A 25,832-nucleotide genomic window follows, 5' to 3' on the forward strand; every position below is an offset into this window, starting at 1 on the left:
CATTCTTTTCTTTCCTTTTTTCTGCTTTTCAAGCAATTTACGCTTACGCGTAATATCTCCTCCGTAACACTTGGCCAACACGTTTTTACGCATGGCTTTTACAGTTTCTCTGGCTATTACTTTTGTACCAATCGATGCCTGTACCGCAATTTCAAACATCTGCCGTGGAATAAGATCCTTTAGTTTTTCGCAGAGCCTTTTTCCCCACTCATAGGCTTTGTCTCTGTGCACTATAGCCGAAAGCGCATCTACTTTGTCTCCATTGAGCTGGATGTCCAGCTTTACCAGATTGGACTGTCTGAAGCCTATCAACTCATAGTCTAATGAAGCGTAGCCTCTGGAAATGGTTTTGAGTTTGTCGAAGAAATCGAAAACTATCTCGGCCAGAGGCATTTCAAAGGTTAGCTCTACTCTGTCTGAGGTAAGGTAAACCTGGTTTTTAATGATACCGCGCTTTTCCATGCACAGCCCCATGATGCCTCCCACATACTCAGACTTGGAAATAATTTGAGCACGGATAATCGGCTCTTCCATGTGAGACATCTTATTGGCCTCGGGCATTTCGGAGGGTGCATTGATTTTCTTCACCGTGCCATCGCCCATTATGGCATGAAACTGAACGGACGGAACGGTTGTAATCACCGTCATGTCAAACTCCCGCTCCAATCGCTCCTGCACAATTTCTAAGTGCAGCATTCCCAGAAAACCACATCGGAAACCAAAACCTAGTGCTGCCGAAGTTTCAGGCTCCCATACCAACGAGGCGTCATTTAACTGAAGTTTCTCCATAGAAGCCCTCAGTTCTTCAAAGTCTTGTGTGTCGACCGGATAAATTCCGGCAAAAACCATGGGTTTCACATCTTCAAAACCCTTTACCATTTTCTGAGTAGGCCTATCGACATGGGTAATGGTATCACCCACTTTTACCTCCTTGGCCACTTTAATACCGGAAATGAGGTAACCTACATTACCTGCCTTAATTTCTTGCTGTGGAGACTGTTTTAATTTGAGAATACCAATTTCATCGGCATCGTATACCTTGCCCGTATTCACAAACTTTACCTTATCTCCCTTTCTTATAGTTCCGTTGAAAACGCGGAAGATTACTTCAATTCCTCTGAAAGAGTTGAAGACTGAATCGAAAATCATGGCCTGAAGGGGTTCGTCAGGATCTCCGGTGGGTGCCGGAATTTTTTCTACTATGGCCTCCAAAATTTTATCTACACCAATCCCCTCTTTACCGCTAGCCAGAATTACATCTTCTCTCGCACAACCGAGTAATTCAACAACCTGATCGGTCATTTCTTCGGGCATGGCTCCCGGCAAATCAATTTTATTCAACACAGGAATAATCTCCAGATCATGCTCCAGGGCCAGATACAGATTAGAAATGGTTTGTGCTTCTACACCCTGCGAGGCATCTACAATAAGCAGTGCTCCTTCACAGGCAGCAATGGAGCGCGACACTTCATAAGAAAAATCAACGTGGCCGGGAGTATCAATTAAGTTAAGAACATACTCTTCACCCTTGTAGTTATAGTTCATCTGGATGGCGTGCGATTTAATGGTAATACCTCGCTCGCGCTCCAAATCCATATCATCCAACAGTTGATTTTGCATCTCCCTTTCCGACACAGTACCTGTGTACTGCAACAACCTATCGGCCAGGGTGCTCTTGCCATGGTCGATGTGCGCAATGATGCAGAAATTCCGAATTCTCTTCATATACCTCTAAACGAACCGCAAAAATAGAAAAAGTTGATGCATTTTAAGATTCTGACTACCACTCATTTTAGAATGACTGCTCAGGCTGCCACTTAAGCGGCATGTGCCCATTTGTTTTGGGCCGCTATGCCCCAGAAGATGATGAAATATATTCGGCATCACGGCCATATTGGCTACTTTTGCCGCATGCTTTTGGCCGACAAGAAAAAACAGGAAAACATTTCGGAATACATCATTTACATGTACCAGACCGAGATGCTCATTCGAAACTTTGATTTCGATCTTGAGAAAATAAAAATTCATGTTTTTGGAAATATCCCCGATGAAAAGATGACTGAAGCCCAGCGAGAAGAGGCCATTGACTGGTATGCTGAGGTAATTGCTCAAATGAAGAAGGAGAAGCTAGAAAAAGAAGGTCACCTGGCAGAAGTGCAACAGATTGTAGAACAACTGTCTGAGCTTAGTATTAGGCTACTGTCAGAAAATGAAGATTACCGTGCAGTATTCAATGCAGCGCGCCCGGCTATTCGCGAAAACATTGAAGCTTCTGAAGGGCTAATCTCAAACCCTGTTCAGGTTTGCCTCAACGGGGTTCTTGGGCTATTAATTGCCCGCATGAACGGCCGCCATATCCCAGACGACACTATGGCTCAGATTGAACACTTCGGAAACATACTTTCCCTGCTCTCCCACTTCTATAAAAAGAATCAGTCTTCGAGCTAACGCAACAGTATTCGATTATACATACTTCATCTTCTCATTGTTTTATTTTGTAACTTAATAGTTGCGATATTGAACCCAACCAGTTACTCAAGCCACACAATGAGCATGAAGCACATACATACACTGGCTCTATTCCTGTTTGCCCTATGGCCTTTGAGCGCTCAAACCATTGAAAAGAGCTACATAAGCACCGATAAGAATATCTATGCCCCCGAAGACACCATTTGGTTTAAAACCTTTGTATTGGGTATAGACAACCAACTATCTGACCGCAGCTTGGCCTACCATGTACTGCTAGCCGATAGTTTGGGCAATAAAAAAGCCGATACAAGCTGGCCGGTTTACAATGGCATGTCAGACGGTTACCTAATTGCCCCGGCCGAAGAGGGACTTTATACGCTTATGGGTGTTTCGGGGCAAATGGTTGGTTCAGACTCGTCCCTGTATTTTTCAAAGTCGGTTTTTGTAAGAAGTATTGAGCCCGATGCGTACAAGTTACTGGCCTTTCCCAGATACAGCAGGTTTAGTAAAGATGCCGCCAACCCTGTGGATGTTTATGCCCGAATTGACAATGACAAACCGGTTGCTCAGCTTAACCTTACCTACAGAGCTTTGGCCAACGGAGTGACCGTTGAAAGTGGAAAAATAAAGACGGATACTACAGGGGCGGCAAGGGTGTTTCTCGGTTCTTCCAAAAAATCTATACCAACTCCCTCTCACCTATGGATTCAGGTCGATGAAGCATCACTAAGCAAACCCGTTCATCTTTATGTTCCTCTTCCGGCAGAGCAGGAAGAAAAGATAGACTTACAGTTCATTCCGGAAGGTGGCCACCTAATTGCCAATACCATAAACCACATTGCTTTTAAAGCTATTGATCGAACAGGCCGCCCTTTCGATTTCGAAGGATATCTGAAAGATGAAACAGGCACAATACTGGATACTCTCAAGAGCACCCACGCGGGCATGGGAAGTTTTGAACTCATGCCAGAACTCCACAAAGAATATTCAGTGGTCATAGCTAACTCCCCTCAGCCAGAAGAAATCTACTATTTACCAGAGAGCCATTTAACCGGTATTGCCCTACACCTCAAGCGACAGAACAATGATAGAGTTTTAGCAATAAAACCCAGCCAAAACCTAATGAATACGAAAGGCTTTCTTACGCTGAGCAATCAGACCGATACTATTATGCACCTAGACTTTACCTTGCAAGAGAACTTGGCCTGGAGAGTACCTGAACAAAATTTAATTGCAGGCATTTATAAGGTTACTGTGCAGAGCAAAACACTTGAACTCGTTGCAGAGCGACTCATATTTGTTAATGCCAAACGAAAACTGAACATAGACCTTCAACTGGACAAAAAAGATTATTCTCCTCGCCAAAAAGTAGAGCTGACACTTACTGTCAAAGACGAAACGGGTGCTCCGGTAAAAGGAAATTTTGCCTTGGCCGTAACCGATCAGGAGTTCTCTAAAGCCCCTAACAATCAACAGCCTCATTTGCTTTCGCAACTGTTGCTTACGGCCGAGTTAAGAGGAAAAATCCCTACTCCTAATTTCTACTTTTCTGGCCAACCCGGGGCCTCAGAAGCACTCGACCTGGTAATGCTCACTCACGGCTGGCGAAAATACAGTCCAAGCCGTTATAAAGATCCCGAAGCTATTGTTGGCCAGAGCCTATCCTTTATTGGCAACAACCCCATTACCGGTGTAGAAATACTTATTGCTACCAAATACTCTGAAAAACCTGACACTGTGCGCTCAGGAGAGCGCGGACGCTTCATTGTTGAGTCATCTTTTTTCAAAAGTAAGGGAGACTCTGTCTTACTATTTCTGGCCGGGCAAGAGAAAGGGAAGAGAAAAGTACAATTGGTTTCAGACACGGAAAGACGTAAAGCATTAATAGGTTCTCTCATTAGAGGAATAGGGCATGAGAAAAACTCGCATGCCCCTCTTGAGATTTATAAGCCACAATTTAAGGTGGCAAAGAGCCGATTCAATAATTCTACTCTACTGAGTACTTTCAAAGTAAAGTCAAGCACTGTCATACCTCGAGGGAGCTGTAATGTAGAGGATTTTCACACTCAGTTTCCCTGGAAAACCAAAACCATTGAAGAACTAGATTTATCGGATAACGATATAATTGAGTTAATAAAACAAGTAAGCAACGAAGTAGAAGGTATTGGTGCCACCAAATTAAACCTCGATTACTCCGACCCCTTTTCAGGATCAAGAATTCCCATCAACGATGTTTTGAAAAGCAAAAAATGGCCACATGTATTTTCTATAAAGGTAAACTGTGACCCTCGCGGCATGCAAGCTGTTGGCAAACGCACAGTAAGAGAACCCATTGGAAGAGGTCAAGTTGAAGTACCCCGTGGTGGAGCCTATGAAACTCTCTACACCATTGACTGGAGCAACCTGGAGTCTATATCAGTAAGCTATCCTGCACCCTCATCTTTGATTTTAGGTCATGGAGACGATGGAAAGCCCAACGAGCTCAACTTTCCGGAGGTAATTCTAAGAACTAAGAACGGAGTGGTAATTCCTAAGCCTGCTATTAACGATCGAATAGTTCATCCGGTGCACCGCAATTACACCAAAGAATTTTACTCACCTCTATACGAAACCGATGAGCAAAAAAACGACCCTGTGCCGGACTTAAGAACAACCATATATTGGAATGCCAACGTGGTAACTAGCGAAAACGGTCAGGCCAAAATAACGTTTTACAATGCCGATAGGCCCAATCCAATTCAAGTTACGGTAGAAGGCATTGGAGCCTACAGCCGTCTGGGTTATTCCAGTATAAACTATCAGGTTATTGAAAGCAACCAGTAAAGATCTATTGCTTAACTATTTGCCCACCTTTCATCACAAAGCTCACGCGAGTCATGGCTGAGATATCTTTTATAGGATCTCCCTCCACAGCCACTATATCGGCCAGTTTCCCAACCGAAAGGGAGCCTACCGTATCATAAATACGCAACAGTTCTGCGGCTGTCTTTGTGGCCGACTGGATAGTCTCCATGGGGCTCATCCCCGCTTCCACCATATATACAAACTCCTTTCCATTCTCTCCATGAGGAAAAACACCCGCATCGGTTCCAAACGCAATCTTAACTCCCTTTCGGTAAGCTTTGGCAAAGGTGTCTTGTATTTGAGGGCCTACCTCCAAAGCCTTAGGCACTACTACCGGAGGAAAATAACCCGGTATCTGTGCCTTCTCTACCACAAACTTTCCGGCCGAAATGGTAGGCACATAATAGGTACCTTTTTCAATCATCAGATCCATGGTTCTTTCACTCATAAAAGTGCCATGTTCAATTGAATTAATACCTGCCTCAACAGCCCTGTACATTCCCTCATCGCCATGAGCATGGGCAGCCGTCACAAAACCGTATTCACGTGCTGTCTGCACAATCCCCTTAAGTTCATCCATTTGAAATTGAGGCCCCTGACCATCCTTAGCAACCGAAAGCACCCCTCCGGTAGCCGTAATTTTAATTACATCGGCTCCATTCTTATACCGCTGCCTAATAGCCTTTCTGGCCTCATCATAACTATTTACTACACCTTCCTTGGGACCCGGGTCTCCCATTAACTCAGCCTTTCCCCCATTAGTAGGGTCGCCATGACCTCCTGTGGTTGCAATGGTCTTTTCTGCAGTATAAATGCGGGGACCTAACACTTTTCCTGCATTAATGGCATTGCGAAGCGATACATTGACTCCGGTTCCTCCAAGATCTCTAACAGTAGTAAAACCGGCCATTAAAGTGCGTTCGGCATATACCTGAGCATCATAGGCTATATCTGCCGGATTGAGCGTATAGCGTTGTACTTGCGAATTCGGACTGCTCTGACTTTCAATGTGCACATGCATATCCATAAGTCCAGGCATTACTGTCTTACCTTTTAAATCGATCACCCGGTCGTCTTTTCCAGGCGCGGAAAAGCCGGAGTTGATAGCCACAATTTTATCCCCTTCCACTACAAGGGTCATGTTTTGTTGCACCCTGCCCAACTCAACATCAATCAACTGCCCGCAATAAATTAGCTGGCGTTGCGCCCATGCCTGAGTATAAAATAAACTGATGATAACAAGTACTATTAACCGATTCATTGCCTATAGGTTTATTCAGAAAACTAAATATAGGAATTTGAAGCTTGTCGCAAGCAACTATCTGTCGATGGCATTTTTTTTCGAAAAACGACTCTATTTCTTTCGAATGAGTCTGGCGAGGTACTGATCGTTTTCTTCGTGTAGAATGTAGGTGTGCCAGCCAAGCGCATCAGCCTCCACAGTCAGGGTATCCGCATCAATATATACCCAATCGAACCAGTCGCCCCTCTTGCCTCTGTATTCATACTGAAAACTTACTTCACCATAGTAGGAGCCTAAAGGCTTGGCACTAGCCTCGTAGAGGTAAGAAATATCGCTCGAGTCCACAATAATTTGCCCTTCTTCACCCAATAACTCTGAAGCCTTTTTGAGAAAAACCCGAAGACTACTAAGCCTGCCTATAAAACCAATGCCATTCATAAGACACAAAAGTGTATCGAAAGGAGTCGCTGTATAGCTGAAAAAATCGTGACACACAGCATTTTCTATACCTGATTCCTTTGCAATGCGCATAGCCTCTTGCGAGGTATCAAGGGCCACAACCTCATGCCCCCAATGTTGCAACACCAGGGCATGGCAACCTGTGCCTGCACCTACATCGAGCACACGACCTTCGCACACGGAGAGGGCCATTTTTTCCAGATCAGGCATTTCTTCATAACTCCTGAAAAAATACCACAATGGCATTTCTTCGGCCGGACCATAAGTGTTGTGAAGAAGTAGTTTATGCTCTTCGTTACCAGAGAAAAAATCGCTCAGGGCGCTATCGTAAGGTGTTTTCATGTGCTCCGGCAAACTTAGCCAAAATATCGTTGTACCCTGCAGCCCCTTACCACAATGCACTACCGAACTTTCTTCGGTAATTAGCAAGAATAACCGAACAGAAAACCCGCATTCATAAACATAACCTTACGGAAAAAATGCCATGCGGAGAAAGTAAAAAATTCAATAAATATCAGTAGAACAGATAGTTACATGAGCGGTAACCATTCAAATCCAAAATAGACCGATTTGGATAATTCTGATATAGCCCCCAATTAACAATCGCGACTTTTACATGTTCATACATTGGAATGCTATTGCCAGACATGAAAAGGTCGATTCTTTTACTGCTACTACTCACTTCGCTAAATTTTGGTGTTGCGCAAGTTCAACCAAAATCCTTCAATGCTGTTCGTACTACCGAAAAGATAAAAATAGATGGGGTGTTCGATGAAGCTTCCTGGCAGGAGGCTCCTGTGCTTACAGACTTTGTACAACGCAGACCAAACCCGGGAGCTCCCTCTCAGCGCAAAACAGAAGTACGGCTAATGTATGATGACGAAGCTGTTTATATAGCGGCAAAGATTTATGAAGATCGGGATCAGGTTTTCAATATACTCACTAACCGAGATAACATAGGCAACTCCGACTACTTTGGCGTTGCTATAGACCCTTTTAAGGCCGGTCTCAATGGAGTAGGTCTATTTGTAACCGTGGCGGGCGTTCAGTACGATGCCCTTTATTCTAATGGTGGTAATGAAAGAATATGGCGCAACGATAACGACTGGAATGCAGTATGGTTGTCGGACACCAAAATAAATGACGATCACTGGACGGCCGAGTTTAAGATACCTTATGCTGTACTTCGCTTTAATTCCAGAGAGGTGCAGGAGTGGGGTATTAACTTCTTCAGAAAATCTACGGCTCTCAATGAAGACTCGTTCTGGAACTCTATTGATCCTCAAATTGATGGTTTTCTAAACCAGGCCGGAGTGGTAAAAAACCTTAGAAACATAGAAACACCCACCAGGTTGTTCTTTTACCCTTATGTGTCTACAGTAGTAAGCCGCTCTACGGCTACTGGCTTTGTAGAGCCTCAATTCAATGGGGGAATGGACATTAAGTACGGCATAAACGATGCCTTTACCCTGGATGCAACTCTAATTCCCGATTTTAGTGGAGTGCGGTCAGATAATCAGGTGCTCAACCTCTCGCCCTTCGAAGTTCGGTTTGATGAAAACCGCCAGTTTTTCACTGAAGGTGTGGAGCTATTTAACAAAGCGGGCCTTTTCTATTCCAGAAGAATTGGTAGCACATTTGGCAACCTTACCGAAGAATTGAACGACAATGAAACTATAATAGTAAGACCGCAGGCCGCTCAGCTTATCAATGCCTCTAAAATTACAGGAAGAACCAACAGCGGTCTTGGCATTGGCTTCTTTAATGCCTTAACCGAGCGCACCTTCATTACTGTTCAGGATACTGAAACGGGAGCTGTTCGGGAGATAGAAGCCGATCCGCTCACAAACTTTAATGTAATTGTGCTGGATCAAAACCTTAAAAACAACTCCAGCCTTACACTAACCAACACCAACGTTATGCGAGGAAAAAATGCTGACGATGCCAACGTAACGGGCTTAAATTTCAACCTCAATGACGAATCGCTCACCTGGCGTGTTCGGGGTTTTTATGCCTATAGCCAGATTGCATCGCATAATATCGAAAACAACAACATTGACAGAAAGACCGGGTATAAATACAACATAGGCTTTTCTAAAACCCGTGGCAATTTTCAATTTGGTGTTAACAGAAATGTAGAAACAGACGACTACGACATTAACGACCTGGGCTTTTTAAGAAGAGCCAACCGAATAGACCATGAGCTAAACCTCTCCTATTTACAGTTTGAACCCAAAGGCATATTCAACGACTATCGCTACGGAGTTCGTCTCGAACACAACAAACTGTACAACCCCAACATGTTCTCAGAATTTCAGGTAAGTGCAAACTTTGGAGGTAGTTTTAGAAACTTTTGGGGTTTCTCTGTAGATGCCAACACCAACCCGGTAGAGAGCAACGACTACTTTGAAGCTCGTGTACCGGGCTACATTTTCAAGCGGCCGGAAAGCTACTCTTTTGGAGCCCGCCTAAACACCGATAGCCGAAAGAACTTTCGACTCTCCGGACGTTTAAGGTTTTGGAAACGACCCGACTGGGATCAGGTAGACAATTCTGCCAATATTGGCGCTCGCCTGCGAATGGGTACGAGAGTAGAAATTAACCACAATGTAGACTATTCGTTCCGTGAAAATGAAAGAGGCTATGTGAGAAGAATCTATGACAACAGCGGAGCACTGGAGCATGTGGTATTTGGAATTAGAAATGTGAGAAACCTCACCAATACACTATCCTCCAGCTACATCTTTACCAATCGCATGGGAATCACCTTTAGAATGAGACACTACTGGAGCCGGGTTGAATACAACGATTTCCTTGAACTTACAGAAGACGATAGACTGCAAGACATTGATTATACCGGAACCGACTCTACTACAGGAGAGCCACTTCACAACCGCAACTTCAACCAGTTTAACATAGACATGGAGTACAACTGGCAGTTTTTGCCAGGTAGTGAAGTGCGGGTAATCTGGAAACGATCTATTGGTACAGACGACCTGAATACTCAGCTCGACTTCTTCGATAACTTTGGCAATACGCTTTCCGCGCCCAACTTTGACACAATAACTATTCGCATGGTGTATTTTGTTGACTATCTTAAAATCAAGAATATTTTCAGAAAGTCTTAACAAACGTAAAACCTATTAACTTTTTAGCGCACCTCTATCTTTCAGGCCCGAACGCACAGTTAACTGTCGGCAACTTTATGGGTGACTTTGTGAAAGGAAGCCAATTGGGCCATTTGCCGGAGATGGTGGCAAAGGGCGTGATACTGCACCGCGAAATAGACCACTACACAGACCACCATCCAATCGTTGGTCTTAGCAAGGATAAACTCCGGTTAAAGTATAGGCATTATGCAGGAGTGATCGTGGACATGTATTATGACCATTTTCTGGCCAAAAACTTCAATGAATACTCTAGCCAACCCCTATGGGCTTTTGCTCAGGAAAAATACGAGCTTCTTCAGGCCAACTACGAGTTCATTCCTCCACGCGGCCAACACATGCTACCCTACATGATCAAAGGCGATTGGCTGACCAATTATGCCCGCCAAGAAGGTTTACACAGGTCGCTCACCGGCCTTTCCCGTAGAACCAAATTCAACTCGAAACTTGAGCTTGCCATCCAGGATCTTACCGAGCACTACTCCGTTTTTGAAACAGAATTTCGTGAATTCTTTACTGAAATAAGGGAGCACATTTCCCAATTCAGGCAAGATTTGATTAATTCGAAGCTATGATCGTTTCCCGTCCTAAAAGGAACACCATTTTTGCCCTGGGAGTGTCCACCCTTATCTGCGGTTTTGGGTCGCTCTATTTTATGCGCCAAGTATTAGCCGAACCCGATGGCGTGTGGAGATATATAGTACTGGGTATATTGTTGTTGTGTACCTCCATTCTTATATACAAGCTGCTATTCAATTATAAGGTCATTAAAATAAGCCACGATCTGGTGCATATTTATTACCCCTTTCGCTTCTTTAAAACGGTTCAGCCCATCAAAGACCTTGGTGCCTGGCAAGAAACTATTATTGAAACGAATAAAACTGAATTTAGAGAGCTAAAGCTGGTTTTTATGAACAAAGGGTTTGTAAAAATTACGAACCAGGAAAATAGCGACTATGACAAGGTATATAAATACGTGAAGAAAAAAGCTCCCAAAAAAGAAGTGAAAGAATGATTAAAAACCTGCTCTTAGTGGCCTTAGGTGGTGGAGTAGGCAGTGCCTTGCGCTACTTTATTCAAGAAGGATTGCACAAGCAGCAAGAAGGCTTTGCTCCATACGGCACCTTTGTGGTTAATATAGTGGGCTGTTTTCTTATTGGCCTGTTTATGGGCTGGGCACAAAGTGAAAAGTACCTTTCCGAAGACACCAATCTGCTACTCATTTCCGGTTTTTGCGGTGGTTTCACTACCTTCTCTACTTTTGCTATGCAAAGCAATGAGCTTATGCTAGGAGAAAAACCTCTTCAGGCTATTCTATATGTTGGGTTAAGTGTGGTGGTGGGCATGACTCTAGCCTATTTAGGGTATAAAATATGGAGATAGTTAAGCATTACTACTTAATTATCTAAAAATTCACTCAAATTCATAGTATCACCCAATATTGGCACTTTAACACCAAGAAGTTTATTATCCTTGTCAAAGCTTAAGTAAACTGGATCGGTTATACCTACTAAACTTTCAGGTAAATTAGAGTTGACTATTAATGTGTTATAGTCAAAATTATTCAAAATGATCCTTAATTCTCGAACAGATCGGAAGTTAGCTAGTAAAAAAATATTCTTGTTTTCTGTTGCACTTATCTTAAGCAACTCCTGATTTATACATGAAATACAGTGAAAATCAGAAAAGAAAAAGAAGGTATTTTCAACTCCATTACCCCTAACATTTCCGAGTAGGGTTAACTGTTTAGATTTGAGCTCTTTTACCACAATCTCATCCAAAATATCCAAACTCAACTCTCTCTTTAATTTGGACTCAACAATACTCGAATCAGAAAAATCCTTATTCCTTCGATGTGAACAATTAAATATTATTAATGAAATAATTGTAAAAATTAAAATATTTCGCATTCAAGTATAATAGGATTACTTAAATCATCGACCTCCTTGATTATATCTAAAAATTCGGCTCTACTTTTACTCAAATCATTCAATAGATCAGCATCTACTACTTTCTTGAGTTCGTCTTTCGCATAATTCAATTGTTCAACATTAAGAGGTATATAATGCTTATCTCCATTGGTATGAATAGGGAAATCTTGTATCGCTCCAAATAATATATCGTCCTTTATTCCTGAAAAAGACTTGATCTGTTTGGATTTCTTGTTATAAAGAACCGTTACAATACCTCGATACATAATCCTAATCTGAACTACGCTAGATGTTTCTAGTACTGGCCAATTATATATCCAAGTATAATCATACCTCTCATTCACCAATTTCGCTTCATCCTTTAATATATGGGACGATAATGAATCTTGATCTAATATTTGATACTTTAATACTATCTCATTTTCGTAAACCTCATAAACCTTCGTATCATGTGATCTGAAGTACAAAAATGAGTTTCCATGTAATGATCTATTAAAGCCTATTGGGGATGAAGTAAATCTATTCAATGACTGGAATATATTTTCTACAAAACGAGGCTGAATATCCTCTTTATCCAATTGAACCAAACCATAAGCAATTTCTTTTGGATCATATTGATTACTTGTAAAAACGATTGAGCCATTATTAAATACAAAAAATGAGTTTGTACTTAGGGGTAAATCAATCTTCCTTAAAAACTTATTATCTCTTGAATATTCGTATAGAGTATACCTTTGATCTATTAAAAAAATAGAATTTTCCTTAACAAAGAAGTCGATTGGATCTAGATGTTCACCAGGCCCCAGACCCTTATTGCCAACTATAAACAAGAACCCTCCCTCTTTATTAAAGACAAAAACATTATTCGATATCCTATTATCCATGACAATTATTAAATCATCAAAAAAATCAACTTTAGATACCTCACCAATTATAATATCTTTAGGTGTTATAAGTTTAATATACCTTCTTTTTTGGAACAACTCAGAAGCTACTCCTATCTCGGGAATAATATCCTCGGAATAAATAGTAATCGCACTATCATACTTTACTTTCTCTACACGACCATTTCTTACATTAAACTTATCCAGCCTATCATTGACTGAACGAGAACTCTCATTATTGTTACAGCCTAGAACAAGGAGGACTAAAATTGAATACAACCATTCTCTTCTTCGAGATATTTTGAAACCCTCCAATAAGGAGGGCTTGTTTGTACTCTTATTCATAAATGACATGGAGAAATAGGAGTGAAATTTGTAATTCTCTCAGTACCAGCACCAGAGCATCTTCCGGACCAACCCTCACATTTTTTAACTTCCCCCGCATAGTGAGCATACACAACACTACCGCCACCGCCTGCGCCGCCTGTAAAAGAAATCGTACCCGGCCCAACAGACCCTCCTACTTCTAATTCTCCAAACCCACTTACAGAACACGCTCTTAGAAGAACATCGTCATACCATTTTTCTTTACCCCAGCCGCCATAAGACATTGTTGAAGTAAATGCAACAAGAATTAATATAGATAAAACTATACTTACTTTTTTCATTTTAACTTATTTAAGTGAATACTCTACTCTGTTTTCAGGTTTTCGAGAAATCCCCTGTAAATAGCATTACCTAAACCGAGCTAAAGACGGGAGATTCAGCTATTAGAATATCCAATGATAATATTTATAATATTTAAATCAAAAATATTGTTGATTTTTTAATAATCTAAGAACTTTCGAATTACTTGCCAAAGCTGCTAAGGCATTGAGATCACTCGCCCAAAGAATAAGGCAAGCAATTATTGATAACCCAAGTGTTCATTTGAATAATATTGATTTTTAATTAAATGTTCTTCCAAATCAAGCAATCTTTAGACTTAGCCACCATTGGTAAATATCCTCAAATCGAAGAGGGTATTTACCCTGTTGGCCTTGATCATCCAAACTTAATCGACAAAATTTTCTTTGAGAAATCAACGTTTTCACCGATTGTTCCTTTATTGAAATTAGCTAAAGCTGCAAAGTATACTGATTTGATGAGTAATTCGGTTTTTGGCCTTGGCCTGAAACTTTTGGTAAGTGATCGACTTAAAACAATTATCGAATCATTCAAACATACGGGTTTTGAATTTTTTGAAACCAAAGTAGAGCATGGACTGGAATCAAAAAGGTACTGGATTATGAGTGCATATGAAATGGACTATGAATCACTAGACCTTGAAGGTTCGAAGTTTATGCTAATGAAAGATATCTTCGAAGAAGTGAAAGAGATACAGTTCAACAGTTTCTCTGATTTATTTAAATGGAGAGAAATACTTGCGAAACAGTATGGACAAGAATTCACGCTTAGAATAAAAAAATTAGCATTCAATACTACTTCTGAAAATGTTCTATTTTTAAATCCAGTTTCCGGTGGAATAGGATACTTTGTATCTGATAAAGTCAAAACTCAAATAGAACAGATTGGATGTACAGGTTTAGACTTCGTAAAGGTTTAGAAAGCCAATGGATACTGAACTACTGCATCTTTTGAACGAATTTTAAAAAAGATTACCGAGCTGTTTTAAACGTAATTGAGCTCGGACTAAAATTAAGGTGTCGCTCTACACTTATTAAACGCTCAATCTCCAGTACCAAATATCCCAAGAAACTTTATATGGCCGAGCCATGATGGATTTCAATTATTGTTCGTTTGTCAGATTAATCTAAATGAATTAAGAAATTTCAGCTGCTCAAGAATGTTTCCTTACAAAGGAATGCTCTATTCTTTTATGGGAAATCATGAACTCAAAAAATCCTGGGTCAATTAGGTCAGCATAGAGGAATAGATCTTGATACAGCCATACCAAGCTGACTATTTTTATCTTTCGCGTCTCGATCGATGAGATTAAAACTTATATTATTGTCAAAATCAATAAGTCAAGATTATTCCGTGAGCAGTGCATCGAGAAGTTTGAGGTTTTCTACAGTTCTCAACATTCTAAAAAAGAGACCAATATCAGCCGTCTTGGGAATTCTACCCATATTAATTCCGGGTTTTGTAGTGATTATCTTGATGATTGTATTTTCTTCTATTGATAACGATGTACCGAAAGTTGACTTAGACCTGATACACGCTAAAGGCGTAGACAAAACTGCACGAATCATTGATATTGAAACTCAATATAATATATCAATTAATGGCGTTCATCCAACAATAATACACTACAGTTACAATGACAATGGACAGGACAAAGTGTCTAAATACCGTGTTCTTGAAGATCGAAAAATTCAAGACTTTGGAGTAGGAACCGAAATTGATATTAAACTATATCAGGGAAGTAGTATAATACTCGGGCTAAAGCCTTACAACTTAGAGAAAGGCTTCTTCTTACTTATCCTATTCCCCTTTCTAGTTGTTGGAGCACCATTCCTAGCGTACTCTGTGTATCACCTATTGAAAGAGATAAAGCTATACAAACATGGAAATTTGATGCAGGGTAGACTTATATCATCCATTCAAAAAAGAGATATACCGTTTTCAAATATTGGCCGGAGTGTTTCTGTGCTCTACGAATATGAAATCAATGGCCAGAGAATGGTAGGTGAGTCAAAAACAGACGACTTGTCCTTCGTGAATAACCAACCAGGTGACTTAATCCCCATATTTGTCTCGAATAGCAACCCTAAAAACTCATGTGTGGTCCCAAAACAAGAAGCTTTTCGAAATAGTTGGAACATTAAGTTTGAATAAAGCCTCCACCAAAGAAGAGGAGACTAATAACTACCTTCATAAGTCTTATTTGACAGGGAATACAGAACCATTCTACCAGGGAACTAGAAAATCAGGTCGCTCAATCATTACGTCCCCCTAATCGGACTGTGGCAAGCTGGCAACATGATCTGAATATGCTTGTAAACAATATCCTTGAGTGTATTGGAGGCTAATGACTCCAATCATAGCCATCCAACCCCTCTAAACAAGCAATTAGCAAATCAATAGCACCTTGAATATCGTCTTTGTCGGCCATTTCAATCACCTGATGCAAGTGTCTGGTTGGAATGGAAATAGCGCCTGAAATAGCTCCTTCCTTACCCATTCGCTGCACTCCGGCCGTATCGGTACCTCCCGCAGTCAACACCTCAGGTTGCCATTTAATTTGAGCCGATGTGGCCGTTTTCTTCATGAAATCTACCATGCGATAATCGCAAATGGTGGAAGCATCCATAATTTTAATGGCCACCCCTTCTCCCAACTTTGTTACCATTTCGTGAGGTTGGGCTCCCGGCAAATCGTAGGCAATGGTAGTATCTAAACCAAAGCCAAAATCGGGATTAATAGTGTGTGCCGAAACATTGGCACCTCTCAAGCCTACCTCTTCCTGAACGGTAAACACACCATAAACATCATACGGATGGTTTTGAAGTTGTTTCAGCGCTTCTATGAGAATAAAAACCGAAACCCGATTGTCGATAGACTTGCAGTTTACACAGTTGCCCATCTCAATTAGTTCACGCTCTCTGGTAATGGGGTCTCCTATAGCCACCCACTTTTCTACCTCTTCTTTCTTCATTCCAAGGTCAATAAAGTAGTCAGAAGTTTTAGCCACCTTACCTCGTTCTTCCTGACTCATTACATGTATGGGTTTGCTTCCCATAACTCCCACCACATCTTTCCGGCCATGAATAATCACTCGCTGAGCAGTTAGTGTTTTAGGGTCGAAGCCCCCCAGCGTATGAAAGCGCACAAAGCCATTGTCATCGATATGAGTAACTATAAAGCCAATTTCGTCCATATGGGCAGCTACCATGGCTTTCTTTCCTTCCGGGTTATTCTTACCCTTTTTCACCGTGATTACATTGCCCATATTATCTACCCTCCACTCGTCCACATGGTTCTTCACTTCTTCAATAACCATCTCGCGTACGCGCTTTTCGAACCCCGGAGCACCAGCTACTTCACAAATTCGCTTTAGTAGGTCAACGTTAATAGACATATCGATTTAATTTTTGGTCGAATATAAAGCTTGAGAAAGGGGAATAAAAGAGGAAGGAAAAATAGAATACAGAAAGACTGCTAAAGGTCTTCGGCCAGGGTAAACACAACGGTGAGCGAGTAAACGCCCGGTCTATATCCCATACCGGGAGTTAATTTATAGTCAATTCGGAAACGGTGTGTAAAAGGATCGTTTGAGCCATCACCAGGCGCATTGGTGCCTACTCCGGAGTTTACCCGAGCATCATCGGCTGCCGAACCTATTAAGTAAACCGGGTTAGATACATCCTGTAACTGAAAGAAGGTATTTTGCTGAGAAGTTCCACCCGGGCTAACTGCCCTTATTTCTAAAATTGAGACTGGTACTGTAGAGGAACCTGCACTGGAGTATGAGGTGAGCAAATCCCACTGACCGGGTGTGGTAGTTTGGGTGCCTACATACAAATCCCACTCGGCAGTAGACTCAATTCTAAACTCTGTGGCGTTGGGACGAATAATACCATTTGTGTATTGACGTATGGTATTAAAGGTAAAATCGATATCGGTACCTCTTGTAATAGAAATGTCCAGAGTCTGGGCAAAACAATAAGAGGCAATTAGGTGAAAAACAATCAGAAAGGTTACCCTTCTGCTCATATACAAAAATATGGAATAAAGTAATACAAAAAGAGGTAACATGAACTGTTACCCCTTTTACCAATCAACATAAATCGAACTAACTTATTTACTACGTCTTAGTAAAACTGTATTTCTTAATTTCTTAAAGGTCTTCTGCCAAAGTGTAGATCACGTTCAAACCATAGTAACCAGCCTGATATTGTGCTGTCAGAGTAGGGATAATTCTGTAGTCTACTCTGAAGAAGTGAGTGTCAGGAGTTGTTAGGTAAGAACCAGCAGCAATACCGTCACCGGCAGCTACAGTACCTACAATGTCCAAGCGAGTATCTGTCAAAGAAGTAAAGTTGTTCAAAGCAGAGTTTCCGGCACCATCTATAATTCTTACCTCTAACAAAGTAGAAGGAATTGTTGAAGTACCTGCGCTTGAGAATGCCTGCAACTGAGACCAGTTAGCAGTTTCGGCCTGTACGTAAAGATCCCAAGGCACAGTAGACTCAACACGAAGTTCAGTTACGTTTGGCTTGATGATACCGTTTACGTAGCTAGGAATGGTATTAAAGGTGAATTCTACGTTAGGGTCTGTAGCCAGCGTAAGGTCCAAAACACCTTGCAAGTCCATAGCTACATACACGAATTCATTGTCGTCTGGTAAAACCTGAGCATTTGCCTGGTTTCCGAGAGCTAAGGCAAAAACTGCCGCTACGACAAATGCCTTAAAGTTTACTAATCTTTTCATGAGTATTAATGTTTAGGTTAAAAGTTTAGACATGTGAATATATGGACTTATATTCATATATACAAATATCCCTCAAAAATTTCTCAACTTTTTTTACCGCTTCGGCAAGCGAAGCCGTAGAGTTCTGCCATGTGAGAGCTTTGAGGGCGCCCATCTATTCTTTACTTTTTTCTTTAATTTCTATTTCAATTTCTGCGGCTGCCACTTCATCCCTATTGCCATAATCCAACACACCCAAAACAGAATACCTGCCCGGAGGATAATCTTTAGGAATAATAAATGTGACATCGCGATTGCTAGCAGGTAGTACCGTAAAGTTGCGTGGTTTAAGGCGCGTTATCTCACCCGTTTGCAGGTTGGTAAACTCCGCATAAGAATTGCATTTGAGAAAAGTCTCTCCCACATTTCTTAGTCGAAGCACCAATTGGTCTTCTTGCTGAGTAAAGTCGATCAACTCTCCTTTAGCGAAAACAGCATTTGGAGGAGTTTGGAAAATGTACACCCCAAAACGATAGGCCTGGTTTAGGTTAACGATTAGCCCATCGCTGTTTTCCTGAGTCGATTGTTTTTCTTCACTCAACCGGATGTAGGCCACTGCCCATCGTGCAACCAATGCACTGGAATCTTGTGGCACGTCCATCACTACTCTGATTTGCTGCGATTCTCCCGGATCTAATTCAAAAAGTGCGGGAGTCGCGCTCAACCAATCTGCACAAGAGCGAGGCAAGGTTCCTTTTTCCATGAACTTACTCTTACCCGCACGTGAAGCATCAAAGTCTCCAAAATCTACAGTAAAGGTTTGTCTACGGTCGGCATTGTTGGTCACAGTTATAAGTCCTGTTGATGACCCACCAGGGCTAACCTTGTAGTTCAACCTTGTCGGAGAAGTGGAGATTTTCTGACCGAAAGCATCAAAAAATGTAAGGCAAAGCAGCATTACTACCAGCGCTGCCCACCGCGTTCGACTGTGTTGATAAAATGATCTCATATGTTGATTGTTAGTTGTTGTCAAATCGTTTAATGTTCAGTTGCCTTCTTTTCTCAATGAGGTAAAAGGCCAGCTGGTAATTACCTCCTAAGTTGTTGATGTCTAAAGTGTAACTAGACTGGGCAAACTCAAACTGGCTATCTACCGCCTGCTCATTCACCTTAATAGTATATTGGCCAAAAGGCACATAGAGCCTAAAGCTACCTTGCAAATCGGTTAGTGTAGAGTAGCTTTCGCCAGTAGCATCTGTAGCCGTTACCCGAATGCCGTTAAGCTTCATTCCTCCCTCACCTAGTGCCGAGTACTGTGCTTTTTGCAGAATGATATTCCCCATTATCTGCACTCCTCGCTTCAGGGGTATGTACACTGCCTGACTGGAGTTTACATCTACCTCCACGCCTTTAGATTTGAACCAGCCCTCTGAATTGGTCAGCAACTCAGTCTCTACAAAATATTTCCCTTCCGGCAGGTTTCTAAAGTAAACCACACCATCCTGGTTAGTCATAAGCGCCTGCCCGTTTACTCTTACAATCACATTTCGCTCAAACTCTTCCCCCTGGTCTCTCAGGTTGTTTCCATTTAAGTCTTTAAATACCACCACCTCAAGGTCATGTGCTTTTTTGCCCGGCTTTTTCAGGTTGAATTGTTTTTTTATTCCAAAGCGAAGAAATGCATTGGACTGGCTGAACGGGTTAAATGCCTGAGTACCAAACTCAGAAACATTGGCCAGTGGGCTTTCTCCTTGTTTGATACTGAAATATTCAACCGTCATATTAAACTCCAGGCCGCTCTTCGAGAAGTAAGTGACTTGCGGTGCCATATTGGCTCTCCACCGGGCCAAAACTGACTCATAGGCCATAGTGAACATGGGACGAACAGAAATTCGTGCCTTTGTAAAATTTAGCTGAGCAAAAGCACTCAAAAACAAGGATTGTGGATTTATGCCATCTTCCACAACCCTTAGGTTGTCCAGCACATTAAAGGGGCCATAATAATAGCGGGCCGAAACGTTGAGGTTTTTATAACGCAAAGTGTTTTCCCAGCGAGACACCAGATATGGCTTCATGTTATAGTCGAGTGCTTTGGTAAAGCCAGAAAAGAAACGGGTAAACAAGCGGGCATCTGAACTTTTGTTGGTGCTAAAGCTTAATCCCATACCGGTGGTCGATGTTCTAAGGTCCAACACTTCCTCATAGGTATAGCGCGGATATACCATAAAATTGCCGTTCTCTGTGGCCCAACCATACTGCCCTTCAAAGGTATTGCGCACAAATTCTCTTCTGGGAAACAGAATACCCTTGCTGTATATCTCAGGGTTACGGCTGTTCATATTCACTCGTAAGCCCACATAAGTAGTTTCTCCCAAATTATACCTGGCATTGGTATTGAAATCTACAGAACCCCTGAACTGCGAGGAATAGTTGGGGCTGTTGTACCGCCCTTGCGCAGAAAGACTAACGCCCTGTATTCTTCCGGTGTAGCGAGCCGTAGCCCCAAAACCCGGGACAGAGAAGGTTCCGCTGGCCCCCTCATGCAGTTCTGTAGAGTACCCTACTTTAACATCCACAATGCTCTGGTTGGGTAAACGATAGTTTGCTCTGAGTGTAGCAAGGTTGCGGTTTACCTGGTTGAACTGATCGTCTTGATTTACCAATTCGGCCGTGGCATTGAGCCCTTGAAAAACTCTGTACCGAACTGATGCTCCCATGCTATTCAGGTTGTTCTGCACATTGCCGTTTTGTGGCCGGGTAACATAAATGGCCGAAACACCCACCTTATCGAAATAGTAGGAGCCTTTTACACCAGTTCCATTAAGCAACAGCTCCATGTTCTGCCCTATGTCTCCGGCAGATACAGAATATTTAGGTGTGCGATATTCAGCAAATCGATAGGAGCCTAAAAACTGGGTTCCGGCAAGGCTATTGCTGGATATGATGGTCTGATAATAATAGCGAAGGAAGCGATCTTCTCCAAGATCGGCTTCCCCGCTAAGATCCAGACTGAAATTCGTGAACTGCGACAACACATTGTAAGTGTTGAACTCCAGGTTGATTGGAATGGTGGATGAACCATACGCTGTTTTAAACTTGTGTTCCTGATTTAGCTTCTTGAAATCTACTCTTCCGCCCCAGCTTGCACGGTTACCCGCTACATCTTTTACCTGAATATTGACCTTATACTCAGACTGATCGGTCTGCTCAGAATCTATGGCTCCAGCCGTGAAGAAATTCTCTTTTTTGGCCTCTTCGTCCAACTGAGCAGTAAAGGTAAGGGTGGTATCAATATCAACCGGGAGCTTAAGCGGTAGCGAATTGTCTGCAAAAGGATTTCCCTGCATGTCCAGAATTTTCACCTTCACATCCGGATTGAACAGAATCATCACATCTTCTGCAGAGTTGCCATTGTTCTTTAAGTTCACCTGGAATTGTGCCTCCTTTTTATCGGCCGGAAAAAACACCTCCGACTTTACGATTGAAGCGAACCAACGCGACACTTTTACCACTTGCATAGACCAGGGCGTGGAAGCCAACGGAATTCCGTTGGTGGTAAGTGCAGTTGCATTAATAAAGTAATTCACATTGCCTGTAGCCGATTTTTCAGGCACCACCCGAATGGGGATGAAGAGACTGTCGTTGTTAGCTACGTTATAAACTCGGTCTTCAGCCCTTACGCGAGACCAATTGGGTGGAGTAGCAATTTCTATTTTAAATACTGAGGTACGACCTGTTCTGTTCACCACCTTGAGCACATTGGAGGCTACTTCATCAACAGAACCGCTTGTTTGGGATTTTAAGAACTGTAAAGTGAGACCACTCGCTGTTCTCTCTTGGGCTACGACACTTGTCTGAAGCATTAATAAGAGCATACAGCTAGCGCATACCACAAAGGAGAGAAATCTCCTATATCTGGGATTACACGTAGTCAAAATAAGTTAGTTCTTACGGTGTTAGGTATTTCAAATATAAGTAGTTTATAGGTGAAATACGCAAAGATTTTCGGCCGATTTCTATTATAAATGGCGGTTTTGAGTGTGAAAAGGTTTTTTTTGGTAGCCACTTACGAAGTTCTGAGTGCAAAAAAATACCCTCACGGACAATAAATCCACATTTGAAACGATAACCATCCCATTAGAGGCTTTTACCAGCTAGTCGGAATTTTGGATAAAACCAGGAGTCATCCACCCATAACTCACTGATAATAAGACCATATAACACCCTGATTCTTAAAACTGCAGTCCAAAAAGCAAAAATGGGCAAGCAAGGGTTTGTGTAAACATCCTTGCTCGCCCATTGGACAATGCCATGTGGCCTGGGTATTAAAAATTTGCCCGCAATGAAATCATAAAGTTTCGGCCGGGAGCTGAAATACCTGAACTATATGGCCTGTAACGTTGGTCTGTAATGTTTTCTACACCTGTAGTCACCGTTAGCACATCGTTGAAACTGTATTGCGCTTTAAAATTGAGCGTGTACCATGCAGGTGCGTAAGGGTTACCATTTTCATCGGCAGCATATATTTCTGTTTTGCCTTTCTCATCATCGGGCATTTCATGGAAAGACACTTCCTCGTGGTAATTGGCATAGAGGCTAAGCCTCCATTTGTTGCCCAGATAATTGAGTCTGCTCACGCCAAAAGCGGGTGCTGCATGCCGCAATGGACTTTTGGAGCCATCATCTAACTCCTCCTCTCCTTGCTGAAAATTATACATGGTATTAAAACTAAAACCTACCGGTAGCTTTACTTCTGCTCCCAACTGAAAACCGTAGACCTCAGCAGCGGCAGCGTTTTGAATGGCCTGCACCCTGCTCATCTCTCCGTCATACATTATTTCAGTCATGCCATTGAGGGTAAAATCTCTTCTGACCAGCGCATTGTCCAGGTAGGTATAAAAGGCCGTTACATCTACCTTCAGTACTCCTGAGAATATTTTAGCAATGCCTATATCGGCATTGTATGCAGTTTCAGCCTTCAGGTCAGGATTGGGCACAACCACTGCTCCAGGCTCCGAATCGAATATTTTACCCATATCGTCTACATTAGGCGACCTGAAGCCAGAAGCCATGTTGGCACTAACTACCCAAGTAGCATCTGGACGTAATATTGCCCCTAAACTCCCTGTCAACGCCCCTTCGTTCAGCGAGGCCTCCGTGAAAGGGAAGGGATAGAACCGGGTATCGAAAGTTGCATCTATTCCAAAACGATTATAGCGCAGGCCTGCCTGAAAGGTCAGGTAATCCGTAGGACTGTATTCCTGAGTAATGTATGCCGCATACGATGTCCATTCGGCCTGAGGGTACCGCGAGGGCCCTTCCGTTGAAGTGCCATCTTGTATATTCTGCTCATAACCGGTAGAGTTCACTTCATTAAGCACCCACTCTACCCCGTAGAACAGCTTACTTTTGTCACTCAATCGCTTGTTGGCGTCAATATTTACCGAATAAGCATCTACTTTTTCTACGCGTACCGATCGCTGATTACTGTTCAGGCTTCTGTCTCTGCGGCTTTCTTCAAAATGCTGGTAGGCGAGTCTAAGCGTAACGGCATCATACAAACCGGATTTTCTCTGATGACTGGCACTTAGGTTATTCATCATCCAGATTTGCGGCCCGTAACTCCACTCTCCATAGCGTGGCGCCCCATTGCGTGTTCTCAAGTGCCGGTCATACCGGCCATAATCAGATGTTTCTGAGTAGTGGAACCCATATTGAAAGTCCCAATATTGGCTGGGTTTATACCTTACCTTTTGAGTGATGTTGAACTGAGAATAACCACTCGGATTTTGTACCCTTGGGTCGGAGTTGGTAAGCACCACATCCTCATTGCCTCTCCTTTCTACCGTGTAGGTTTTGAGGTAATCGTCAGGCCCGTTACTTCCCATTTTCAGGTCATCGAAATCATTGGCACTAAGGCTAGTGGCAAAAGCCCACTTTTTGAGTCCCAACATAAAGCCTACATGGCCAGTCATTTCGTTGTTGGCCGAAGCATAACGTAAAACTGCTTTTCCGCTAATCTGTGGGGTACCGGTTAAAGATAACTGTGGGGTGAGTGTCTGAAAACTCATTACTCCCCCAATGGCATCGCTACCATAAATAACCGAACCAGGGCCAAAAGCAATTTCGGCACTTTCTATGGCAAACGGGTCTAGCGAAATTACATTTTGAATATTCCCACTTCTAAAAATTGCGGTATTCATTCGCACACCATCTACCGTGTAGAGCAGGCGGTTAGTAGCAAAGCCACGAATCATGGGGCTGCCTCCTCCCTGCTGGCTCTTTTGCACATATATTTGGCCGGAAACCGAAAGCAAATCGGCCGCTGTTTGAGGGTTCTGAAAAGCCACCTCTCTTGGAGTGACAGTAATTACTTTTTGAGGCACTTCTGCAGAAGACTGACTCCATCGGGTAGCAGAAACAACAAACTGATCGAGCGAAAGACTAGTAGGACGAAGGCCTAGCTGAAAACCCATAGCTTCCAACTGTTCGAAGCTATACTCTGCTGTGGCATAACCTAAAATGCGTATCTGTATAAGTTCTGCCCCCTCCAGTGCGGCAATATCTGCCTGGCCTTTGGCATTGGTGGTGAGAACGGTATTGTCCTTTTCGCTGACAATAACAGCCAGCTCCAATGGCAGACCGCTTTCCTGGTCTACCACGGTTAAAACCTGGGCTTTGGCTACGCAACAAAGCAGGCACAGCCAGCCCAGAAGAATAGTTTTCTTCATGATTAAAAAGTGAATTGTTAAACATGTTCAGTCTTGCCGACTGAAAAACTGATAAAACAAACCTCTTTGTGAGGTTGCCTTAAAAACCCGAAATGCTTAACAATAGATGGGTGGAGGAACGGGAGGACTCCAACAGATTGACCGATAAAAAACCGGAGCTTGCATGGCTTCATGGATATGAAAACCAAAGCCGATGGGTAGGTCTGAAACTATAACCGAATGATATAGGCCTTTGAGAAAACGCTCTATTTGCACCTGATTATGCTGTTGATCAGGATCGTGCTTCATGGCCATAGCCACCAGGCGATCGAGTTGGTACTTAATTTTGGTTTCTGCCTTATCCCACCAAACGTGGTAGATAATTTTCCCTTCAAATTCTTCTTTTTCCACTACATCGTAGCTCTGGCCCTGGTATTCGAACTCCCGCTCATGCTCCCATTTCAACGTAGCAGCCTGCTCAGCTGTAAATGTAAGCTGAATGAGCTCCCCTTTGTCTACCCCAAGCAGAATCTGATGTTCAATGTCTTCTCTCAACTTCCACTGTTTGAGCTTAAGCATGGCATAGCTAAGCCCTAATGGGGCAAGAAAGCACATGAGCAGTGCTACAGAAATAAACTGTCTGGTTCGAGTAGCCATTATACAGGCTTACAATCTAAGAAAGAATAACTGATTTGATAAGCAGAGAGTG

At 42.4% G+C, this 25,832-nt stretch carries 22 protein-coding genes; 9 read left to right on the forward strand and 13 right to left on the reverse strand.

The features are described 5' to 3' along the window. Positions 1–1,725, reverse strand: a 1,725-nt coding sequence (gene lepA, locus B3763_RS00545) for a translation elongation factor 4 (RefSeq protein ID WP_286742504.1), incomplete at its 3' end; no start/stop codon positions are given. A gap of 138 nt (positions 1,726–1,863) precedes the next feature. Here lepA and B3763_RS00550 point away from each other — a divergent pair. Together B3763_RS00550 and B3763_RS00555 are read left to right on the forward strand one after the other, a co-directional pair. Further along, the gene (locus B3763_RS00550) at positions 1,864–2,448 is read left to right on the forward strand and encodes a DUF4924 family protein (RefSeq protein ID WP_189631463.1); all 585 of its coding nucleotides are present in this window, start codon (positions 1,864–1,866) and stop codon (positions 2,446–2,448) included. A 105-nt stretch (positions 2,449–2,553) separates the two neighbouring features. Then, on the forward strand, positions 2,554–5,292 hold the full coding sequence (locus tag B3763_RS00555) for a hypothetical protein (protein ID WP_286742509.1): 2,739 nt from the start codon (positions 2,554–2,556) through the stop codon (positions 5,290–5,292). A 4-nt stretch (positions 5,293–5,296) separates the two neighbouring features. Here B3763_RS00555 and B3763_RS00560 read toward each other — a convergent pair whose 3' ends face one another. Together B3763_RS00560 and B3763_RS00565 are read right to left on the reverse strand one after the other, a co-directional pair. Continuing rightward, the gene (locus B3763_RS00560) at positions 5,297–6,574 is read right to left on the reverse strand and encodes a metal-dependent hydrolase family protein (protein ID WP_286742512.1); all 1,278 of its coding nucleotides are present in this window, start codon (positions 6,572–6,574) and stop codon (positions 5,297–5,299) included. A gap of 93 nt (positions 6,575–6,667) precedes the next feature. Continuing rightward, on the reverse strand, positions 6,668–7,357 hold the full coding sequence (locus B3763_RS00565) for a class I SAM-dependent methyltransferase (protein WP_286742514.1): 690 nt from the start codon (positions 7,355–7,357) through the stop codon (positions 6,668–6,670). A 305-nt stretch (positions 7,358–7,662) separates the two neighbouring features. Between B3763_RS00565 and B3763_RS00570 the strand changes: the two genes are divergently transcribed. From B3763_RS00570 to crcB, 4 genes are read left to right on the forward strand one after another with little or no spacing between them, the layout of a single operon-like run. Continuing rightward, a complete protein-coding gene (locus tag B3763_RS00570; protein WP_286742516.1) occupies positions 7,663–10,143 on the forward strand; it encodes a DUF5916 domain-containing protein in 2,481 nt (826 codons plus the stop codon). A 14-nt stretch (positions 10,144–10,157) separates the two neighbouring features. Continuing rightward, positions 10,158–10,757, forward strand: coding sequence for an ACP phosphodiesterase (locus B3763_RS00575; protein WP_422662590.1), 600 nt, complete (start codon positions 10,158–10,160; stop codon positions 10,755–10,757). Then, on the forward strand, positions 10,754–11,197 hold the full coding sequence (locus tag B3763_RS00580; RefSeq protein WP_286742520.1) for a hypothetical protein: 444 nt from the start codon (positions 10,754–10,756) through the stop codon (positions 11,195–11,197). The genes B3763_RS00575 and B3763_RS00580 overlap by 4 nt, the downstream gene beginning before the upstream one ends. Then, positions 11,194–11,565, forward strand: coding sequence for a fluoride efflux transporter CrcB (crcB, locus tag B3763_RS00585; RefSeq protein WP_286742522.1), 372 nt, complete (start codon positions 11,194–11,196; stop codon positions 11,563–11,565). The genes B3763_RS00580 and crcB overlap by 4 nt, the downstream gene beginning before the upstream one ends. Positions 11,566–11,579: 14 nt before the next feature. On the opposite strand, the gene B3763_RS00590 is transcribed toward crcB, so the two are convergent. From B3763_RS00590 to B3763_RS00600, 3 genes are all read right to left on the reverse strand, one after another. After that, positions 11,580–11,978, reverse strand: a complete 399-nt coding sequence (locus B3763_RS00590; protein ID WP_286742525.1) for a hypothetical protein — start codon at positions 11,976–11,978, stop codon at positions 11,580–11,582. Between the two features lie 98 nt (positions 11,979–12,076). After that, entirely contained in the window at positions 12,077–13,342 is a 1,266-nt protein-coding gene (locus B3763_RS00595; protein WP_286742527.1) for a 6-bladed beta-propeller, read from the reverse strand. Then, positions 13,339–13,665: a hypothetical protein gene (locus B3763_RS00600; RefSeq protein ID WP_286742529.1), complete on the reverse strand. Its 327-nt coding sequence runs from the start codon at positions 13,663–13,665 to the stop codon at positions 13,339–13,341. Before B3763_RS00600 ends, B3763_RS00595 begins: the two co-directional genes overlap by 4 nt. A 287-nt stretch (positions 13,666–13,952) precedes the next feature. Between B3763_RS00600 and B3763_RS00605 the strand changes: the two genes are divergently transcribed. From B3763_RS00605 to B3763_RS00610, 3 genes are all read left to right on the forward strand, one after another. After that, positions 13,953–14,603 (forward strand): imm11 family protein, encoded by a 651-nt coding sequence (locus B3763_RS00605; RefSeq protein ID WP_286742530.1) that lies wholly within the window; start codon positions 13,953–13,955, stop codon positions 14,601–14,603. Positions 14,604–14,744: 141 nt separating this feature from the next. Next, positions 14,745–14,915: a DUF1963 domain-containing protein gene (locus tag B3763_RS19015; RefSeq protein ID WP_353884910.1), complete on the forward strand. Its 171-nt coding sequence runs from the start codon at positions 14,745–14,747 to the stop codon at positions 14,913–14,915. Positions 14,916–15,007: 92 nt separating this feature from the next. Then, entirely contained in the window at positions 15,008–15,838 is an 831-nt protein-coding gene (locus B3763_RS00610) for a DUF3592 domain-containing protein (RefSeq protein WP_286742533.1), read from the forward strand. Between the two features lie 190 nt (positions 15,839–16,028). Here B3763_RS00610 and B3763_RS00615 read toward each other — a convergent pair whose 3' ends face one another. The 7 genes from B3763_RS00615 to B3763_RS00645 form a co-directional block, all read right to left on the reverse strand. Then, the gene (locus tag B3763_RS00615) at positions 16,029–17,081 is read right to left on the reverse strand and encodes a M42 family metallopeptidase (RefSeq protein ID WP_189631471.1); all 1,053 of its coding nucleotides are present in this window, start codon (positions 17,079–17,081) and stop codon (positions 16,029–16,031) included. A gap of 80 nt (positions 17,082–17,161) precedes the next feature. Next, positions 17,162–17,716, reverse strand: a complete 555-nt coding sequence (locus B3763_RS00620; RefSeq protein ID WP_189631472.1) for a hypothetical protein — start codon at positions 17,714–17,716, stop codon at positions 17,162–17,164. Positions 17,717–17,840: 124 nt separating this feature from the next. Continuing rightward, on the reverse strand, positions 17,841–18,434 hold the full coding sequence (locus tag B3763_RS00625) for a hypothetical protein (protein WP_189631473.1): 594 nt from the start codon (positions 18,432–18,434) through the stop codon (positions 17,841–17,843). A gap of 154 nt (positions 18,435–18,588) precedes the next feature. Next, the gene (locus B3763_RS00630; RefSeq protein ID WP_189631474.1) at positions 18,589–19,422 is read right to left on the reverse strand and encodes a fimbrial biogenesis chaperone; all 834 of its coding nucleotides are present in this window, start codon (positions 19,420–19,422) and stop codon (positions 18,589–18,591) included. Positions 19,423–19,432: 10 nt separating this feature from the next. Then, positions 19,433–22,276: a hypothetical protein gene (locus B3763_RS00635; protein ID WP_286742540.1), complete on the reverse strand. Its 2,844-nt coding sequence runs from the start codon at positions 22,274–22,276 to the stop codon at positions 19,433–19,435. A gap of 462 nt (positions 22,277–22,738) precedes the next feature. Beyond that, a complete protein-coding gene (locus B3763_RS00640; RefSeq protein WP_286742543.1) occupies positions 22,739–25,144 on the reverse strand; it encodes a TonB-dependent receptor plug domain-containing protein in 2,406 nt (801 codons plus the stop codon). A 96-nt stretch (positions 25,145–25,240) separates the two neighbouring features. Next, entirely contained in the window at positions 25,241–25,780 is a 540-nt protein-coding gene (locus tag B3763_RS00645; RefSeq protein ID WP_286742545.1) for a hypothetical protein, read from the reverse strand. Positions 25,781–25,832: the final 52 nt, after the last annotated feature.

This window comes from Roseivirga sp. UBA1976 (genome assembly GCF_002336325.1).
Lineage (GTDB): Bacteria > Bacteroidota > Bacteroidia > Cytophagales > Cyclobacteriaceae > Roseivirga > Roseivirga thermotolerans.

Excerpts from the sequence above, each read along its gene's own strand:
- B3763_RS00550 (WP_189631463.1), top strand. The coding sequence starts at position 1,864 with ATGATGAAATATATTCGGCATCACGGCCATATTGGCTACTTTTGCCGC.
- B3763_RS00555 (WP_286742509.1), top strand. The coding sequence starts at position 2,554 with ATGAAGCACATACATACACTGGCTCTATTCCTGTTTGCCCTATGGCCT.
- B3763_RS00560 (WP_286742512.1), bottom strand. The coding sequence starts at position 6,574 with ATGAATCGGTTAATAGTACTTGTTATCATCAGTTTATTTTATACTCAG.
- B3763_RS00565 (WP_286742514.1), bottom strand. The coding sequence starts at position 7,357 with ATGAAAACACCTTACGATAGCGCCCTGAGCGATTTTTTCTCTGGTAAC.
- B3763_RS00570 (WP_286742516.1), top strand. The coding sequence starts at position 7,663 with ATGAAAAGGTCGATTCTTTTACTGCTACTACTCACTTCGCTAAATTTT.
- B3763_RS00580 (WP_286742520.1), top strand. The coding sequence starts at position 10,754 with ATGATCGTTTCCCGTCCTAAAAGGAACACCATTTTTGCCCTGGGAGTG.
- crcB (WP_286742522.1), top strand. The coding sequence starts at position 11,194 with ATGATTAAAAACCTGCTCTTAGTGGCCTTAGGTGGTGGAGTAGGCAGT.
- B3763_RS00595 (WP_286742527.1), bottom strand. The coding sequence starts at position 13,342 with ATGAATAAGAGTACAAACAAGCCCTCCTTATTGGAGGGTTTCAAAATA.
- B3763_RS00600 (WP_286742529.1), bottom strand. The coding sequence starts at position 13,665 with ATGAAAAAAGTAAGTATAGTTTTATCTATATTAATTCTTGTTGCATTT.
- B3763_RS00605 (WP_286742530.1), top strand. The coding sequence starts at position 13,953 with ATGTTCTTCCAAATCAAGCAATCTTTAGACTTAGCCACCATTGGTAAA.
- B3763_RS00615 (WP_189631471.1), bottom strand. The coding sequence starts at position 17,081 with ATGTCTATTAACGTTGACCTACTAAAGCGAATTTGTGAAGTAGCTGGT.
- B3763_RS00620 (WP_189631472.1), bottom strand. The coding sequence starts at position 17,716 with ATGAGCAGAAGGGTAACCTTTCTGATTGTTTTTCACCTAATTGCCTCT.
- B3763_RS00625 (WP_189631473.1), bottom strand. The coding sequence starts at position 18,434 with ATGAAAAGATTAGTAAACTTTAAGGCATTTGTCGTAGCGGCAGTTTTT.
- B3763_RS00630 (WP_189631474.1), bottom strand. The coding sequence starts at position 19,422 with ATGAGATCATTTTATCAACACAGTCGAACGCGGTGGGCAGCGCTGGTA.
- B3763_RS00635 (WP_286742540.1), bottom strand. The coding sequence starts at position 22,276 with ATGCTTCAGACAAGTGTCGTAGCCCAAGAGAGAACAGCGAGTGGTCTC.
- B3763_RS00640 (WP_286742543.1), bottom strand. The coding sequence starts at position 25,144 with ATGAAGAAAACTATTCTTCTGGGCTGGCTGTGCCTGCTTTGTTGCGTA.
- B3763_RS00645 (WP_286742545.1), bottom strand. The coding sequence starts at position 25,780 with ATGGCTACTCGAACCAGACAGTTTATTTCTGTAGCACTGCTCATGTGC.